Source organism: Pseudomonas sp. HLS-6 TE3448, assembly GCF_053629555.1.
In genome coordinates, this window is record NZ_JBRJIO010000001.1 from 1,539,872 (window position 1) to 1,555,437 (window position 15,566).

The window sequence follows — 15,566 nt, forward strand, 5'->3', positions numbered from 1 at the left end:
GAGCCTGTATCGAGGCTTAACGGCTGGCCAGCAGGGCCTTGCCGCGTTGCACCGCAGCCCGTACCTGGGCTGGAGCGGTACCGCCAATGTGGTTACGGGCGTTGACCGAGCCTTCCAGGGTCAGGACGGCAAATACGTCTTGCTCGATCTGGTCGCTGAACTGGCGCAGTTCGTCCAGGCTCATTTCCGCCAGGTCCTTGCCGGTGTCGACGCCGTATTTCACTGCATGGCCGACGATTTCGTGGCAGTCACGGAACGGCAGGCCGCGCCGTACCAGGTAGTCGGCCAGGTCGGTGGCGGTGGAGAAGCCGCGCAGTGCGGCTTCGCGCATGATCGCATGACGCGGCTTGATGGCCGGGATCATGTCGGCGAAGGCCCGCAGCGAGTCGCGCAGGGTGTCGGCGGCGTCGAACAGCGGCTCTTTGTCTTCCTGGTTGTCCTTGTTGTAGGCCAGTGGCTGGCCTTTCATCAGGGTCAGCAGGCCGGTCAGGGCGCCGAATACACGGCCGCTCTTGCCGCGCACCAGCTCTGGCACGTCCGGGTTTTTCTTTTGCGGCATGATCGAGCTGCCGGTGCAGAAGCGGTCAGGCAGGTCGATGAACTGGAATTGCGCACTGGTCCACAGCACCAGCTCTTCGGAGAAGCGCGACAGGTGCATCATCGCCAGGCTGGCGGCAGCGCAGAATTCAATGGCGAAGTCGCGGTCAGAGACGCCGTCCAGCGAGTTGCCGGCCACGGCTTCAAAGCCCAGCAGCTGGCAGGTCAGTTCACGGTCGATCGGGTAGGTGGTACCGGCCAGTGCGGCACTGCCCAGCGGCATGCGGTTGGTGCGCTTGCGGCAGTCGACCAGGCGCTCGTAGTCACGGCTGAGCATCTCGAACCAGGCCAGCAGGTGGTGGCCGAAGGTCACCGGTTGCGCGGTCTGCAGGTGCGTGAAGCCCGGCATGATGGTTTCCGCTTCGCGCTCGGCTTGCTCCAGCAGGCCTTGTTGCAGGCGGGTGATCTCAGCGAGGATCAGGTCGATTTCGTCACGCAGCCACAGACGGATATCGGTGGCGACCTGGTCGTTACGGCTACGCCCGGTGTGCAGCTTCTTGCCGGTGATACCGATGCGATCGGTCAGGCGCGCCTCGATGTTCATGTGAACGTCTTCGAGGTCGATGCGCCAGTCGAAGTTGCCGGCTTCGATTTCGCTCTGGATGGTTTTCAGCCCGTCGATGATGCTGTCGCGCTCGGCATCGGTGAGAACGCCGACCTTCGCCAACATGGTGGCGTGGGCGATCGAACCCATGATGTCGTGGCGATACAGGCGCTGGTCGAAGTTGACGGAAGCGGTGAAGCGGGCGACGAAAGCGTCGACGGGCTCACTGAAGCGGCCGCCCCAGGACTGGTTGGTCTTGTCAGTGCTCATGGATTCGCTCGTTGAAGGCGTGAACGGGAAAAGTGGCGCCGATAATAGCAGGATTGGCAGCATTGACGGCGTTCGGCGGTCGGCATAAATGGGTGATCGAGGTTCTGGCTGGCGCCGTTGAAGGTGTGTTCTTGACAGGATATTTGGCGAATGAACGGCAGCGTTCCGGCAACCGTCTACAGTTGGACTGAGGATTGGCATCTTTACTGCCGACCCAGTGAATTTTTAGCCATCGTGCGAGTCTGAGCGTGGATCGCCGTGACGGTCGTCACTTCACCTGTCTACGCTATCCTTGTGCGAGACTCACGCAGGAATCCAGCGCAATATGAATGTCCTGATCGTTGATGACGAACCCCAAGCCCGCGAACGCTTGAGCCGCATGCTCGGCGAGCTTGAGGGCTATACCGTGCTGGAGCCTAGCGCCACCAATGGTGAAGAGGCCCTGGCACTGATCGACAGCCTTAAACCCGATGTCGTCCTGCTCGACATTCGTATGCCAGGCCTGGATGGCCTGCAGGTGGCAGGTCGCTTGTGCGAGCGTGAAGCACCACCGGCGGTGGTGTTCTGTACGGCGGATGATGAGTTCGCGGTAAACGTATTCAAAGACAGCACCCTGGGCTGCCTGATCAAGCCGGTACGCGCAGAGGAGTTGCGGGACAGCTTGCGCAGGGCAGAGCGTCCCAGCCGGGTGCAGTTGGCGGCGTTGACGCGCCCGGCCGCTGAGAGCGGCATCGGGCCTCGCAGTCACATCAGTGCGAGAACCCGCAAAGGCATCGAAATGATCCCGCTGGATCAGGTCATTTACTTCATCGCCGATCACAAATACGTCACCCTGCGCCATGAGTCCGGCGAAGTCTTGCTGGATGAACCACTCAAGGCCCTTGAGGATGAGTTCGGTGACCGCTTTGTCCGTATCCACCGCAATGCGTTGGTCGCGCGTAACCGTATTGAACGCCTGCAGCGCACGCCGCTAGGGCATTTCCAGCTTTATCTGAAAGGGCTCAATGGCGATGCGCTGGTGGTCAGCCGTCGGCATGTGGCGGGCGTGCGCAAGATGATGCAGCAGCTCTAAAGGACAGTGCTGGAGCGAATCGTGCCAAGGACGGCGACCTTATCCGATAATTTAGATCTGCTAGCGCGTTGGACTGAGCTGTTATCATCCGTAGCAACTCTCTCGTACGGATCGTTCCATGTCCACTCGCGAAATCCGCATTGCCACCCGCAAAAGTGCCCTTGCCCTCTGGCAGGCTGAATATGTCAAAGCCCGTCTAGAGGAAGCCCATCCCGGCCTGCTGGTGACGCTGGTGCCAATGGTCAGCCGCGGTGACAAGCTGCTTGACTCGCCGCTGTCGAAGATTGGCGGCAAGGGCCTGTTCGTCAAGGAACTGGAAACTGCACTGCTTGAGCGCGAAGCCGACATTGCGGTGCACTCGATGAAAGACGTGCCCATGGACTTCCCCGAAGGCCTGGGCCTGTATTGCATCTGCGAGCGCGAAGACCCGCGCGACGCGTTTGTTTCCAACACCTTCCCAAACCTCGAAAGCCTGCCGGCGGGCAGCGTGGTCGGTACCTCCAGCCTGCGCCGTCAGGCACAGTTGCTGGCGCGTCGCCCCGACCTGCAAATCCGCTTCCTGCGGGGCAACGTCAATACCCGCCTGGCCAAGCTCGATGCGGGTGAGTACGACGCGATCATCCTGGCGGCTGCCGGCTTGATCCGCCTCGGCTTTGAAGACCGTATCAGCTCTACCATCAGTGTCGATGACAGCCTGCCCGCCGGCGGCCAAGGTGCCGTGGGTATCGAATGCCGCAGTGCCGACAGCGAAATCCATGCGTTGCTGGCGCCGCTGCACCATCGCGACACCGCCGACCGTGTCAGCGCCGAGCGGGCGTTGAACAAGCACCTCAACGGCGGTTGTCAGGTGCCGATTGCCTGTTATGCCGTGCTTGAAGGTGATCAGCTATGGCTGCGCGGCCTGGTAGGTCAACCCAGCGGTGGCACGTTGCTCAATGCTGAAGCGCGTGCGCCACGCGCCGATGCCGAGGCGCTGGGTGTTCGGGTCGCCGAAGACCTGCTCAAACAGGGGGCCGGTGAGATCCTCAAGGCTGTTTATGGCGAGGCCGGTCACCCGTGAGCAGCTGGCGTCTGCTGCTTACGCGGCCGGCCGAAGACGGTGCAGCGCTGGCGCAAACGCTAGCGCAGAGCGGCGTCTTCAGCAGCAGTTTGCCTTTGCTGGAAATCGAACCACTGGCGCTTGATGCCGCGCAGCGCAGCACGGTGGCCCACCTGGATCGCTACTGTGCGGTTATCGTCGTGAGCAAACCGGCGGCGCGCCTGGGCTTGGCGCAGCTGGATCACTACTGGCCACAACCGCCGCAGCAGGCCTGGTTCACGGTCGGCGCTGCTTCGGCGCAGATTCTGGAAGCGCATGGCCGGGAGGTGCATTACCCCCGCACTGGCGATGACAGCGAGGCACTTTTGCAGTTGCCCGCCTTGCATGAGGCGATTAACCGGCCCGATGCGCGTGTATTGATCATGCGCGGTGAGGGCGGGCGTGAGTTGTTGGCCGAGCGTTTGGCCGAACAAGGTGCTAGTGTCGACTACCTCGAATTGTACCGACGTTGCCTGCCTGTCTACCCGCCGTCGACATTGCAGCGGCGTGTCGAGGAAGAGCGTTTGAATGGCCTGGTGGTCAGCAGCGGCCAAGGGTTTGAACATTTGCAGCAATTGGCCGGCGAGGACTGGCCGCAGTTGGCGCGGTTGCCTATTTTTGTGCCGAGCCCTCGGGTGGCAGCCCAGGCCCGTGCAGCCGGTGCCCTGAATGTAATAGATTGTCGCGGTGCCAATGCCGCGGCCTTGCTGGCGGCGTTGCGGGAAACTCCTGCACCTGCCCTCTAAGGCGCTAAGCTGATTGGCGACGTGCCTCAATGCAAAGGATGGATACGTGAGCGAAACTGTCTTGCCCAACGATGAAGTGCAGTCGGCGCCCGAGGCGCCAGAACAAACGCCTGCCGCAGCGGCAAAGCGCGGCGGTAATGGTTTGGCGATTCTCGCGCTGTTGCTGGGTGCCGCGGGTGTAGCCGTGGGGGGCTGGGGCGTATGGCAAGTACGTCAGCTTCAAGGCGCCGATCAGGCCCAGGGCGAACACTTGCAAGCGCTGAACACCTTGGCCGAGGCTCTGCAAACACGTGAGCAGCAGCTTTCGGCGCAGCTTGCCGGCCTGCCACCGGCCGCCGAGCTGGAAGACCGTCGCCGCCTGGTCGCGCAGTTGCAGGGCGACCAGCAACGCTTGAGTCAGCGCCTGGAAAGTGTGTTGGGGGCGAGCCGCAAAGACTGGCGGCTGGCAGAGGCCGAGCACCTGTTGCGTCTGGCCAGCCTGCGTTTGTCGGCGCTGCAGGACATTGCCAGTGCCCGCGCCCTGGTTCAGGGTGCTGATGACATTCTGCGTGAGCAAAGCGACCCGGGCGCTTTCGCCGCCCGCGAGCAGTTGGCCAATAGCCTGGCCGCACTGCACAGCGTAGAGCAGCCAGACCGCACGGGGTTGTTCCTGCAATTGGCCGCGCTGCGTGATCAAGTGGTGCAGTTGAGCGCACTGGCCCCAGACTTCCAGGTCAAGGCTGAAGGCGATTCAGCCTTGATCGCCGATGGTGATGGCGCAAGCCGTTGGTCGCAGTGGTGGGACAAGATTTCCCGCTACATTCGCATCGATTTCAATGCCGATGAAAACATCCGGCCATTGTTGGCCGGGCAGGCGCTGAATCAGGTTCGTCTGGCCTTGAGCCTGACGCTTGAGCAAGCCCAGTGGGCTGCGCTCAATGGCGAGCCGAAAGTGTATGCCCAGGCGCTGGCAGAAGCGCGCAGCGTGCTGCTGGCCAACTTCAACCCTGATCATGCACAAAGCCGGATCATGCTTGAGCGTTTGCAGGCCTTGGCTGACGCGCCGGTATCGGTTGTCACGCCGGATCTGGCGCAAAGTCTGAGTGCGGTTCAGGCGTATATCGAGCGTCGTCATCTGCCTGCCGAAGAAGTGCCAGCCGGCAAGGCAACTGAGGAGGCGCGCCCATGAAGCGTGTCTACCTGTTGACGGTCGTGGCGATTGCGGTGGCCGCGCTGGTAGGTATCGGCATGGCACACCACAGTGGCTACGTGTTGATTTCCTACGGCAACTTCTTCCGCTATGAGTCCAGTGTGTGGGCAACGCTGGCGGTGTTGCTTGGGGTGTGGCTGCTGTTTTTGCTTGTTCGCTACCTGCTCAGTGTGGTGTTCGTCTCGGGTGGGGTGGTCAACCCATGGTCTCGGCGCAACCGCGACCGGCGTACTCGCCTGGCCATCGAACAGGGCCAACTGGATCTGGCCGAAGGCCGTTGGGCCAGCGCCCAGCGCAACCTGCACCGTGCCGCCGAAGCTGAGCGTCAGCCCTTGCTCTACTACCTCGGTGCTGCCCGTGCTGCCAACGAACTTGGCCGTACCGAAGACTGCGACAACCTGCTGGAGCGTGCCCTGGAGCGTCAGCCCCAGGCCGAACTGGCCATCGCCCTGAGTCATGCCCAGTTGCAAACCGACCGTGGCGACCTCGATGGTGCGTTGGAGACCCTGCAAGCCATGCATGATCGCCATCCGCACAGTGTTCAGGTGCTGCGCCAGTTGCAGCGCCTGCATCGACAGCGTGGCGACTGGTCTGCTTTGATTCGTTTGTTTCCGGCCTTGCGCAAGGAAAAAGCCCTGCCGGCTGCCGAGCTGAGCGAGTTGGAGCAGCGCGCCTGGGGTGAGAACCTGTCATTGGCAGCCCGCCGTGAAAACGACGACCAGACCGGGCTTCAATCATTGGCGCGTGCCTGGGAACAGTTGACCTCGGCGCAGCGCCAGGAGCCGCAACTGGTGCTGGCCTACGCCGAGCAACTGCGCCAGTTGGGTGCCGAGGCTCAGGCTGAAAAGGCGTTGCGTACAGCGCTCAAGCGTCAGTACGAGAGCCACCTCGCCCGTCTTTATGGGCTGGTCCGGGGTGAAGATCCCGTACGTCAGTTGCAGACAGCCGAAGGCTGGTTGAAGCTGCACCCCGATGACCCAAGCCTGTTGTTGACCCTCGGTCGTCTGTGCCTGCAAAACCGCCTGTGGGGCAAGGCACGTGACTACCTGGAAAGCAGCCTGAGCCTGCAGCGTAACCCCGAAACCTGTGCCGAGCTGGCGCGTTTGCTGGCGGGGTTGGGTGATACCGAGCGTAGCAATCAGTTGTTTCAGGAAGGCTTGGTGCTGCTGGACGAGCGTCTGCTGGCGCTACCCTTGCCTGAGGGTGTTCGCAGCTAGCAACACTGTGTGCAGGCCCGCCTGGCACGGCGGGTCTGTACGACTGGGTAATTATTCCTACGGCATGTGGTTTATTGTGCCTTCGGCGGCCTCTCGCCAGTCCCTTCTGGTTTGCCGTACTTTCTGCTTTTTGTTGGCGAAGAGTCCCGAAGGGCTCGTATTGAAAGGGGTTGTGGCTTTCCTCTACCGTTGATGCCCCTTCATTCCGCTCTTGGAATTCTTCATGCCGTTGGTTCGTTTGCGCTCCTTGTTCCTCCTGGCCTTTGTGGCATCGCTGGCCATATTGGGGGGGACGTTCTACCTGGAGTTAGGTCTCGGCCTGGTGCCGTGCCCCTTGTGCCTGAGCCAGCGCATCCTGCTGTCGTTGTTCGCCATTATCTGTCTGGGCGCGTTACTGCAGCGACCACGATTGCGCGGGCTGTGTCGCTACGCTGCTGTGGCCTTGGTGTGTGCCGTGCTCGGGGTCTTGCTGGCGGCCCGGCATATCTGGCTGCAAAGTGCTTCATTCGTGCCTGAAGTGGAGTGTCATCCGCCCTTGGGCTACCTGGTCTACACACGGTCCTGGAGTCAGGTGCTGGAGGCCATGCTGCTGGGGAGCCCGGACTGCGTGCGAATCAGTTGGACCTTCATGGACCTGAGTGTTCCTGAATGGAGCCTGCTGGCATTCATGGTCTTGACGCTTTTTACCCTGACCGTGACGTTTGTTGGCCTGCGTATACGGATGGCCCGTAGGCGAATGGCACGCCTCTGACCCCTTGGCAGCATGCTCGGCAGTATCGCAAGTCGCTGATTCGATTGACCTGGAACAGCTTTGTAGATGAGCGGCGCTACGTCGCAGGATTAAACACTTGTATGAACTTTGTCGCCTGCGTACCTTGAAGGCATGGGCGCACGGGAATAATCTCCCCAGCACGCAGACAAAAAAACTACGCTATGCCGGTTTGCTGCTTTCAACCGGTCACAACAATGCGTGACGCGGTGTAGTGCAGCACGACCCTGAAGGGAAGAGATCGCCATGCTCGATAGTTGTCAGAATGCTCAGGAACGCTGGGGTGGGGTTCATCGGCTGATTGACCGCTGGCTGCAGGAGCGGGCGGAACTGGTGGAAGCCTTCCGTAAGCTGCGCGATGCAAAGCCGGCCTTCGCCGACAAGGACATGAATCGGGATTTCTGTGCGGTGCTGGTGGACTATGTGTCGGCCTGGCACTTCGAGGTGCAGGAGCAACTGGTCAGCGAGGCCAAGGCTTTTGGTGATAACCGCAGCCTGGAGTTGGCCGAACAGATCAGCCCGCGTATCGACGACATTACCCAGATTGCCCTTGCCTTTAACGATCACTGCGACAAAGGCAACTGCAACGACCCCGAGCGTTTCGCCAAGAAACTCCAGGAACTGGGCGGCCTGTTGCATGAGCGTTTTGAGCTGGAAGACTGCCTGATCGAGGTGCTGCACAACGCGCACAAGGAAGAGGGCGCGGTTCAGGCCTGAACCGTCAATTTGCCACGCCGAGCAGTTCAATCTCGAACGTCAGAGGCGTGTACGGCGCAATCAAGTCCCCTGCACCTTCAGCGCCATATGCGAGCGCTGAAGGAATGACCAGCCGCCATTTTGAGCCTGTCGCCATCTGCGGCAAGCTCACCTGCCATCCTTCAATCACGCTGTTCAGGCTGAACCACTGCGGTTGTTCGCTTCGGTCGAAGACCGTACCGTCTGGAAGTGTGCCGACATAGCGAACCTGAACCTTGCCGCCGCTGCTGGGCTTGGCCCCAGTGCCTGCTACCAGCTCGCTGACCAGGACACCTTCCGGCAACTCTCGTACGCCGGCCCTGGCACGTTCAGTGGCCATGAAGCGGCGTTCAACACCGAGTAGCTGTTCGCTCTGCGCCTGTGCTGCGGCGTCGTTGGCCTGGGCATCGTGCTGGCTGAGCAGTGCCTCCATGCGCGTTTTACTCAGGGCCAGTGGCTTGTTCTGATAGGCCTGTTGCAGGCCGTCGATCAATGCCTTGAGCTGCAGGTCCGGGACCTCTTCGCGTAGCCGTTCTCCGAGGCTGGCGCCCAGGCTGTAAGCAAGGTCATGAGCGTCGTTGGCATTGCCATCTGCCTGCGCCATGGCCGGTGACAGCAAGACAAGAAACGGCAGTAGAAAGTAGCGCGGCATGGCAAGGGTCCAGGTTTCGGAGAAGCACAATTATGCCAGCCTGAAGGTATTGTCCAAGGCTTTATCGGCAGTGTTTCCAGCAGCATCTACACTTGCCTCCAGCGGCAACGATACGCACTTTGCCCAGGCATGCAACGCGGCGCATCCATTACGGTCAACATGCCCTAGCGGCGATAGCAGCAGAAGACTAGTATGAGCCGCAACTACATCAGCCAGGAGGTAAGCCATGTCGGCCAATAAGAAGCCAGTAAGTACGCCGTTACACCTGCTCCATCAACTCTCCAGCAGCCTGCTTGAGCATTTGGAAAACGCCTGCTCGCAAGCGCTGGCTGATGCAGAAAAACTGTTGGCCAAGTTGGAAAAACAACGTGGCAAGGCACAGGAAAAACTTCATAAAGCGCGCCTCAAACTTCAGGACGCTGCCACTGCAGGCAAGGCCAAGGCACAGAACAAGGCCAAGAATGCCGTAGCGGAGCTTGAGGAATTGCTCGATGCATTGAAGGAGCGTCAGGCACAAACCCGCACCTATATCCTTGAGCTCAAGCGCGATGCTCAGGAAAGCCTGAAGCTTGCCCAGGGCGTGGGCAAAGTAAAAGAGGCTGCCAGCAAAGTCCTGACCCTGCGTAGCGACAAGGCAGCGGTTACCGCTACCGCCGCCAGCAAACCGACCACTGCCAAAGCAGTTGCCAAACCGGCTGCAACCAAAGCTCCGGCCAAACCTGCGACCGCCAAGGCACCTGCCCGAGCTGCAGCCAAGCCAGCCACCGCGGCGAAGGCCCCGGCCAAACCTGCCGCTAAAACTGCTGCTGCCAAGCCTGCTGCGGTCAAAGCCCCCGCTCGCGCTGCAGCCAAACCAGCTGCTGCTGCCAAGGCGCCTGCTCGCGCTGCTGCCAAGCCGGCTGCTAAACCTGCCGCAGCCAAGGCGCCAGTCAAGGCCGCTGCCAAACCAGCTGCCGCTGCGAAAGCCCCAGCCAAACCTGCCGCCAAACCAGCCGCGGCCAAGGCTCCAGTTCGAGCGGCTGCGAAACCTGCTGCGAAAGCCCCAGCCAAGCCTGTCGCTGCCAAGCCTGCAAGTCCGGCCACGCCAGCACCAGCCGCCGCTGCACAACCGGCTGCACCTGCAAGCCCGGTAGCCCCTGCTGCTCAGTCGCCGTCGACCGCGTCTTGAGTGCTTGCTGCCGCGACGCGTAGCTTCTGCAACGCGTCGCGGTACGCTTTAACGCCATCCGGCGACAGTCGTTCCAGCCAATCCGACTCAGTCACTTCTGCGACTGGCCACGCCAGCGAGGCCGCTTGCAGGCGCTCTAGCAGCTCGCGTTCAGCGGCCAACTCCAGTGCCTTGAGTTGTTCGCGCAGGCGAGCCTGCGCTGGGTCCAGGCTTGCCGCTTCGCGCCATTGCTGGCGCAGTGAGCGTAGTGGCGTCACCACTTGGCGGTGCCAGGGTTCGGCCAACTTTTGCAACTGTGCCACGCGTGAGGCATCGGGCTTTACACCACGGGCTTCCAGCCAGGTAGCACAGAACAGCAGGCAGACATTCCCCCCCTGGTCCTGCAGGCTCAGGCAGGCCGCTTCCACCCCCGGACGGGCATAGAGGCTCACGGCAAAATTCCACAGGTCGGTGTACATGGTCCCACTCGCGCCAGTTGGCGGCGAAGCTGGTAGACTTCGCGGCCATTATGATCAGACTATCGAACCTCACTTTACAGCGTGGTCCACAGCGCCTGCTAGAAGGCGCTGAGCTCACCCTGCACCCCGGCCAGAAAGCCGGCCTGATCGGCGCCAATGGTGCCGGTAAATCCAGCCTGTTCGCATTGCTGCGCGGTGAGCTGACGCCCGACGCCGGTAACTGTCAGCTGCCGGGCGATTGGCGCATCGCGCACATGCGTCAGGAGGTCGATACCCTCGAGCGCCTGGCCGTGGACTATGTGCTCGATGGTGATGAGCGCCTGCGCACCATCCAGCGCGATCTGGAGGCAGCGGAGTCGGCTCACGACGGTACCGCTGTGGCGCGCCTGCATATCGAACTCGACAGTGCCGACGGTTACACGGCTGATGCCCGTGCCCGCAAGTTGCTGGCGGGCCTTGGCTTCAGCAATGAGCAGATGGAACGCCGGGTAGGTGACTTCTCCGGTGGCTGGCGGATGCGCCTGAACCTGGCGCAGGCGCTGATGTGCCCGTCCGACCTGTTGCTGCTCGACGAACCGACCAACCACCTTGACCTGGATGCGATCCTTTGGCTGGAAGACTGGCTCAAGGGGTACCCCGGCACCTTGCTGTTGATCTCCCACGACCGCGATTTCCTTGATGCGGTGGTCGACCATGTGGCCCATGTCGAGCAGTGCAAACTGACCCTCTACCGGGGTGGTTACAGCGCGTTCGAGCGTGCCCGTGCCGAACGTCTGGCGCAGCAACAGCAGGCCTATGAGAAGCAACAGGCCCAACGTGCGCACATGGAGAAGTACATCGCCCGGTTCAAGGCACAGGCCACCAAGGCCCGTCAGGCACAAAGCCGGATCAAGGCCCTGGAGCGGATGGAGGAGTTGTCGGCGGCCCATGTCGACTCGCCGTTCGACTTCACCTTCCGCGAATCAGAGAAAATCTCCAGCCCCTTGCTCGACCTTTCTGAAGCGCGGCTGGGCTATGGCGATAAAACCATTCTGGAGAAGGTCAAGCTGCAGTTGGCGCCAGGCGCGCGCATCGGCTTGCTTGGCCCTAACGGTGCGGGCAAGTCGACCCTGATCAAGAACCTCGCAGGCGAGCTTGAGCCGCTGGCTGGACGCCTGGTGCGCGGTGAGAACCTGGTGGTGGGCTACTTCGCCCAGCACCAACTCGACTCGCTGGACAGCAAAGCCAGCCCATTGCTGCACCTGCAACGCCTGGCACCGACCGAGCGTGAGCAGACCTTGCGCGACTTCCTGGGTGGTTTCGACTTCCGTGGTGGTCGACTCGACGAGCCGGTACTGAATTTCTCCGGTGGCGAGAAAGCCCGCTTGGCGCTGGCGTTGATTGCCTGGGAGCGGCCGAACCTCCTGCTGCTCGACGAACCGACCAACCATTTGGACCTGGAAATGCGCCTGGCGTTGACCATGGCGTTGCAGGAGTTCAGCGGTGCAGTGTTGGTGGTATCCCACGACCGTCACCTGCTCAAGAGCACCACCGACGAGTTCCTGCTGGTGGCCGACGGCAAGGTCGACACCTTCGATGGAGACCTGGACGACTACACCCGCTGGCTGGCGGAGTACCGTCAGCGTAATGCCCCGGTCAGCAGTGCACCGGCCAACGCCGACAAGACCGACAAGAAAGCCCAGCGTCAGGCGGCGGCAGCCCTGCGTCAGCAGTTGGCGCCGCACAAGCGCGAAGCGGAAAAGCTTGAGCGTGAGCTTGGCACCGTGCATGAGCAGTTGGCGAAAGTCGAAGCCAGCCTCGGCGACAGTGCCCTTTACGAAGCTGCCCGCAAGGATGAGTTGCGTGAGCTGCTGGCCCGCCAGGCCCAGCTCAAGGGCCGTGAGGCCGAGCTGGAGGAGGCCTGGATGGAGGCGCTGGAAGTGCTGGAGACCATGCAGGCGGAGCTGGAGGCACTGTCGTGATGGCGGCGTTGCGACAGTTGCTGCCGGTGGAGTGGATCGAGCCCTTGTGGCTCGGTTTGCAGATCCTGCTGATCCTGGTCGCGGCCTTTTTCCTGCAGCGTGTGGTCGCACGCTGTTTGAGCCGGCTGGCGCAACGCTACCCGTTGCCGCCAGAGTTGATAATGCCGCTGCGCGGTGGCCTGCGCTGGCTGATCATGGGCAGCGCACTGATTGTCGTGCTGGAGCGTCTGGGGGTGTCGGCCACCGTGCTCTGGACCGCACTGTCGGGGTTTGTCGCCGTCGCAGCGGTCGCGTTCTTTGCCATGTGGAGTGTGCTGTCCAACCTGCTCTGCGCGGTGCTGATCTTCACCGTTGGGCCGTTCCGTCTGGGTGATGTGGTCGAGCTGGTGGACACCACTGACAAGCCGGGTGTCAAAGGCCGTGTCATTGCCATCAACCTGTTGTTCACCACGCTGGTCGAGCTGCCCGAGACTGGCGGTGCACTGGTGCAGGTGCCCAACAGCCAGTTCTTCCAGAAGTCGGTACGGCGTTGGCGCGGCGCTGATGCGCTACCGCTGGTGGGCGAGGACGCGCCGAAGAGCAACTGATCGGCGGTCAAAAAAACCGTGGCGTTTTTTCCAGCGGCGCATTAGCGTTGGGCTTTGTACTAGAGTCCCCGCTGAGGTGTGTCATGTCGCTGGAAACATGGTTGGCGTTCTTTGTTGCATGTTGGGTGATTAGCCTGTCTCCGGGCGCTGGCGCCATTGCCTCGATGTCCTGTGGCCTGCAGTATGGCTTCTGGCGGGGCTACTGGAATGCGCTGGGCCTGCAATTGGGGCTGATCATGCAGATTGCGATCATCGCCGCGGGCGTGGGGGCGGTGCTGGCGGCATCCGCCACGGCCTTCCAGTTCATCAAGTGGTTCGGGGTCTGCTACCTGGTCTACCTGGCCGTCAAACAATGGCGTGCATTGCCCGCCGACCTCAGTGACAACGCCGCCGTGCGGCCGATTGGCAAGCCACTGAGCCTGGTGTTCCGCGGCTTTCTGGTGAACATCAGCAACCCCAAGGCGCTGGTCTTCATGCTGGCGGTACTGCCACAGTTCATTAACCCGCACCTGGACCTGCTGCCGCAGTACCTGATCATCACGGCCACCATGGTCGCGGTCGACCTGCTGGTCATGGCGGGTTACACCGGCTTGGCGGCACGGGTGCTGCGCTTGCTGCGTACTCCGAAGCAGCAGCGGCGCATGAACCGTACCTTTGCCGGCTTGTTCGTGGGCGCTGCTGCGCTGCTGGCGACCCTGCGTCGGGCGACGGTCTGAGTTCCGGGCGCCAACTGCCCCGGTAGAAACAAGAAAGGCGACCCCATGGTCGCCTTTCTTGTTGTTTAGCGCAGGATCTGCGCCGGTTCGTCCGGCGGCAGGTTGTTGCGCATCGGGCGCCGCTCGTGTTCCGGCATTGCCTGGCCAAGCTGCTCGCTCAGTTGCCGAGCCACATCCATGCCCAGCTCCTTGGAGACTTCACGGACCACACGTGGCCGGTTCAGGGTGACCCGCACATCGTCACCATTGACCAGCTTGGTGTCCTGGCCTTCGCCCATGGCGGTAAACGCCGAGGTAATTTCGAAGGTTTTGGTGTTGATCAGGCTGAAGTCGGCGACCAGGGTCAGGCCGAGCACTGCGGAGTAACTGTCAGTGCGATCCAGCGAGGTGATATCACGCTGGAAGTCGATGTCCGACAAGGTGCCGAACAGCACATAGTCAGCACCCTTGAAATTACCGTTCTTGATCCGTTTGATGACGTCGTAGACGTCTTCTTTGGCCTTGGCGGTATAGGGTGTGCCTTGTACCAGCTGAAACATTCCGGTCTTGAGAATCTCACCCTTGATGTCACCGCTGAACTTGCGCAGTTCGGTCTGCTCGACGTAGCTCTGGCTGCTCTCGTACTCGTTGTAGCTCGACGAGCTGTTGGCCGAGTACATGCTTGCGTTGGAGCTCTGTTGCGCGGAAACGGTGTGGATGTATTCCTCCACACGTTCCTGATAGGCGAGGTCGGTGACCGCGACTTTAGGGGCCGCGTGTGCGCTGAACGCACACGCCAGGCCGAGGCTTGCAATCCATGCACGCATTGCTTAGCGCTCCGTGGTCTTACGGATTTCTTTTTCGTCCATCCACTCGGCCAGACCGCTTTCGACGTCGATCAATTGCAGGCTGAACTTGTAGAAGACGTCCTTGTAGTCGCTGCTGCGTTTGACGATCGAGCTGATCGAGCCTTCCAGACGGTACTTGGCCGCGATCATGTTGCCGGTCTTGGCCACGGTGTTTTTCTTGTACAGACCGCTCTGGTTCTGCAGTTTCAGTTGGTCGACCTGGCTTTGCATCTGGGTGTTGTCGCTGGCGAAGCGCGCAGTGCCGGACTTCATCAGCTGGGTCTTGATCGACGTGGTGATTTCGCGGGTATCAATGTACTCGCTGGTCTTGTTCTTCACATCGTAGACCTGCACGACAGGGCGGCCTTGAAGGATGCCGGACTGTGCCAGCGACCGGGTCATGCTCTCGGCGATCATTTGCAGGTCAGTGGAGCCGAACTCGTTGGTGACCAGTTCGACGGCCTTGCTGTCACCGTAGCCAATGTTCTTGCCACCCAGAACAGGGGAGTTGTTGGCGCAACCGCTGGCCAGGGCGACGACAACGGCGAGGATCGAAAAACGTGCGAACATAAAATGGATCTCCTGAAAATCGAATTACTGCGACTGGACTTCGAGACGGAAGTCGGTGGCTTGTGGCACGGGCGCGATGGCCGGCAGAATGCTGGATTGCGACCCGTACAGGGTCAGGGTTTTCCAGCCTTCTTCGTCGGCTACAGGGAAGCCATCGTTACCCAGCCAGGCAAAGCGGTAGAACATCGCCTTGTTGCTGCTACTGGTGTTGTTCAGTGACACCTTGACGGTGAGAAAGCCGTTCTCGCGGGCAACCCGCATCTGGCCTACCTCAATGTTTTTCAGCTTGCCCATGACCACGACTTTACTGGCGGCGCTGCCAGGCGCTGGCGGCGGCGGGGTCGCGCAGCCGGCCAGCAGGGCAACGGTGGTCAAGGCTGCGAGGAGTTTGATTCGCATGGCGCTTCCTT

The 15,566-nt window shown here is 61.4% G+C and carries 17 protein-coding genes and 1 pseudogene; 12 read left to right on the forward strand and 6 right to left on the reverse strand.

Going from position 1 to position 15,566, the window contains the following annotated elements; genetic code table 11:
* Positions 1-16: 16 nt before the first annotated feature.
* Positions 17-1,411 carry an argininosuccinate lyase gene (gene argH / locus AB7M23_RS07210; RefSeq protein WP_065758043.1) on the reverse strand — a complete coding sequence of 465 codons (1,395 nt, stop codon included), beginning with the start codon at positions 1,409-1,411 and terminating at the stop codon, positions 17-19.
* A 221-nt stretch (positions 1,412-1,632) separates the two neighbouring features.
* Here argH and AB7M23_RS07215 point away from each other — a divergent pair.
* From AB7M23_RS07215 to rsd, 8 genes and pseudogenes are all read left to right on the forward strand, one after another.
* Positions 1,633-1,740 (forward strand): annotated as a pseudogene (locus AB7M23_RS07215) (sensor histidine kinase); the annotation flags it as partial.
* Positions 1,737-2,483, forward strand: a complete 747-nt coding sequence (locus AB7M23_RS07220) for a LytR/AlgR family response regulator transcription factor (RefSeq protein WP_065758042.1) — start codon at positions 1,737-1,739, stop codon at positions 2,481-2,483. The pseudogene AB7M23_RS07215 and the gene AB7M23_RS07220, both read left to right, overlap by 4 nt.
* Positions 2,484-2,601: 118 nt before the next feature.
* Positions 2,602-3,543, forward strand: a complete 942-nt coding sequence (hemC, locus tag AB7M23_RS07225) for a hydroxymethylbilane synthase (protein ID WP_065758041.1) — start codon at positions 2,602-2,604, stop codon at positions 3,541-3,543.
* On the forward strand, positions 3,540-4,307 hold the full coding sequence (locus AB7M23_RS07230) for a uroporphyrinogen-III synthase (RefSeq protein ID WP_102053242.1): 768 nt from the start codon (positions 3,540-3,542) through the stop codon (positions 4,305-4,307). Before hemC ends, AB7M23_RS07230 begins: the two co-directional genes overlap by 4 nt.
* A gap of 46 nt (positions 4,308-4,353) precedes the next feature.
* The gene (locus AB7M23_RS07235; RefSeq protein WP_099773285.1) at positions 4,354-5,475 is read left to right on the forward strand and encodes a uroporphyrinogen-III C-methyltransferase; all 1,122 of its coding nucleotides are present in this window, start codon (positions 4,354-4,356) and stop codon (positions 5,473-5,475) included.
* Positions 5,472-6,713 carry a heme biosynthesis HemY N-terminal domain-containing protein gene (locus AB7M23_RS07240; RefSeq protein WP_454240503.1) on the forward strand — a complete coding sequence of 414 codons (1,242 nt, stop codon included), beginning with the start codon at positions 5,472-5,474 and terminating at the stop codon, positions 6,711-6,713. Before AB7M23_RS07235 ends, AB7M23_RS07240 begins: the two co-directional genes overlap by 4 nt.
* Positions 6,714-6,936: 223 nt before the next feature.
* Positions 6,937-7,464, forward strand: coding sequence for a disulfide bond formation protein B (locus AB7M23_RS07245; protein WP_454240504.1), 528 nt, complete (start codon positions 6,937-6,939; stop codon positions 7,462-7,464).
* A gap of 264 nt (positions 7,465-7,728) precedes the next feature.
* Complete coding sequence (rsd, locus tag AB7M23_RS07250) at positions 7,729-8,199, forward strand: sigma D regulator (protein ID WP_454240505.1); 471 nt, start codon at positions 7,729-7,731, stop codon at positions 8,197-8,199.
* 4 nt (positions 8,200-8,203) lie between these two features.
* Here the strand turns inward: rsd and AB7M23_RS07255 are convergent, their stop codons facing one another.
* Complete coding sequence (locus AB7M23_RS07255; protein WP_454240506.1) at positions 8,204-8,869, reverse strand: FKBP-type peptidyl-prolyl cis-trans isomerase; 666 nt, start codon at positions 8,867-8,869, stop codon at positions 8,204-8,206.
* Between the two features lie 226 nt (positions 8,870-9,095).
* On the opposite strand from AB7M23_RS07255, the gene AB7M23_RS07260 reads away from it, so the two are divergent.
* Positions 9,096-10,037 (forward strand): AlgP family protein, encoded by a 942-nt coding sequence (locus tag AB7M23_RS07260; protein ID WP_454240507.1) that lies wholly within the window; start codon positions 9,096-9,098, stop codon positions 10,035-10,037.
* Here the strand turns inward: AB7M23_RS07260 and AB7M23_RS07265 are convergent.
* Positions 10,013-10,495, reverse strand: coding sequence for a TIGR02444 family protein (locus AB7M23_RS07265; protein WP_454240508.1), 483 nt, complete (start codon positions 10,493-10,495; stop codon positions 10,013-10,015). The two genes, AB7M23_RS07260 and AB7M23_RS07265, sit on opposite strands and share 25 nt — an antisense overlap.
* 50 nt (positions 10,496-10,545) lie before the next feature.
* Between AB7M23_RS07265 and AB7M23_RS07270 the strand changes: the two genes are divergently transcribed.
* The 3 genes from AB7M23_RS07270 (at position 10,546) to AB7M23_RS07280 (ending at position 13,759) form a co-directional block, all read left to right on the forward strand.
* Positions 10,546-12,456 carry an ATP-binding cassette domain-containing protein gene (locus AB7M23_RS07270; protein WP_102053249.1) on the forward strand — a complete coding sequence of 637 codons (1,911 nt, stop codon included), beginning with the start codon at positions 10,546-10,548 and terminating at the stop codon, positions 12,454-12,456.
* Entirely contained in the window at positions 12,456-13,043 is a 588-nt protein-coding gene (locus tag AB7M23_RS07275) for a mechanosensitive ion channel domain-containing protein (protein WP_454240509.1), read from the forward strand. The genes AB7M23_RS07270 and AB7M23_RS07275 overlap by 1 nt, the downstream gene beginning before the upstream one ends.
* Positions 13,044-13,126: 83 nt before the next feature.
* On the forward strand, positions 13,127-13,759 hold the full coding sequence (locus tag AB7M23_RS07280; protein WP_099773292.1) for a LysE family transporter: 633 nt from the start codon (positions 13,127-13,129) through the stop codon (positions 13,757-13,759).
* Positions 13,760-13,824: 65 nt separating this feature from the next.
* Here AB7M23_RS07280 and AB7M23_RS07285 read toward each other — a convergent pair whose 3' ends face one another.
* Genes AB7M23_RS07285 through AB7M23_RS07295 form a run of 3 tightly spaced genes read right to left on the reverse strand, consistent with a single transcriptional unit; the run spans position 13,825 to position 15,555 of the window.
* The gene (locus AB7M23_RS07285) at positions 13,825-14,565 is read right to left on the reverse strand and encodes a penicillin-binding protein activator LpoB (protein ID WP_065758030.1); all 741 of its coding nucleotides are present in this window, start codon (positions 14,563-14,565) and stop codon (positions 13,825-13,827) included.
* 3 nt (positions 14,566-14,568) lie between these two features.
* On the reverse strand, positions 14,569-15,156 hold the full coding sequence (gene lpoB, locus AB7M23_RS07290) for a penicillin-binding protein activator LpoB (RefSeq protein WP_065758029.1): 588 nt from the start codon (positions 15,154-15,156) through the stop codon (positions 14,569-14,571).
* 24 nt (positions 15,157-15,180) lie between these two features.
* A complete protein-coding gene (locus AB7M23_RS07295; protein ID WP_065758028.1) occupies positions 15,181-15,555 on the reverse strand; it encodes a YcfL family protein in 375 nt (124 codons plus the stop codon).
* Positions 15,556-15,566: the final 11 nt, after the last annotated feature.

Excerpts from the sequence above, each read along its gene's own strand:
- argH (WP_065758043.1), bottom strand. The coding sequence starts at position 1,411 with ATGAGCACTGACAAGACCAACCAGTCCTGGGGCGGCCGCTTCAGTGAG.
- AB7M23_RS07220 (WP_065758042.1), top strand. The coding sequence starts at position 1,737 with ATGAATGTCCTGATCGTTGATGACGAACCCCAAGCCCGCGAACGCTTG.
- hemC (WP_065758041.1), top strand. The coding sequence starts at position 2,602 with ATGTCCACTCGCGAAATCCGCATTGCCACCCGCAAAAGTGCCCTTGCC.
- AB7M23_RS07240 (WP_454240503.1), top strand. The coding sequence starts at position 5,472 with ATGAAGCGTGTCTACCTGTTGACGGTCGTGGCGATTGCGGTGGCCGCG.
- AB7M23_RS07245 (WP_454240504.1), top strand. The coding sequence starts at position 6,937 with ATGCCGTTGGTTCGTTTGCGCTCCTTGTTCCTCCTGGCCTTTGTGGCA.
- rsd (WP_454240505.1), top strand. The coding sequence starts at position 7,729 with ATGCTCGATAGTTGTCAGAATGCTCAGGAACGCTGGGGTGGGGTTCAT.
- AB7M23_RS07255 (WP_454240506.1), bottom strand. The coding sequence starts at position 8,869 with ATGCCGCGCTACTTTCTACTGCCGTTTCTTGTCTTGCTGTCACCGGCC.
- AB7M23_RS07260 (WP_454240507.1), top strand. The coding sequence starts at position 9,096 with ATGTCGGCCAATAAGAAGCCAGTAAGTACGCCGTTACACCTGCTCCAT.
- AB7M23_RS07265 (WP_454240508.1), bottom strand. The coding sequence starts at position 10,495 with ATGTACACCGACCTGTGGAATTTTGCCGTGAGCCTCTATGCCCGTCCG.
- AB7M23_RS07270 (WP_102053249.1), top strand. The coding sequence starts at position 10,546 with ATGATCAGACTATCGAACCTCACTTTACAGCGTGGTCCACAGCGCCTG.
- AB7M23_RS07275 (WP_454240509.1), top strand. The coding sequence starts at position 12,456 with ATGGCGGCGTTGCGACAGTTGCTGCCGGTGGAGTGGATCGAGCCCTTG.
- AB7M23_RS07280 (WP_099773292.1), top strand. The coding sequence starts at position 13,127 with ATGTCGCTGGAAACATGGTTGGCGTTCTTTGTTGCATGTTGGGTGATT.
- AB7M23_RS07285 (WP_065758030.1), bottom strand. The coding sequence starts at position 14,565 with ATGCGTGCATGGATTGCAAGCCTCGGCCTGGCGTGTGCGTTCAGCGCA.
- lpoB (WP_065758029.1), bottom strand. The coding sequence starts at position 15,156 with ATGTTCGCACGTTTTTCGATCCTCGCCGTTGTCGTCGCCCTGGCCAGC.
- AB7M23_RS07295 (WP_065758028.1), bottom strand. The coding sequence starts at position 15,555 with ATGCGAATCAAACTCCTCGCAGCCTTGACCACCGTTGCCCTGCTGGCC.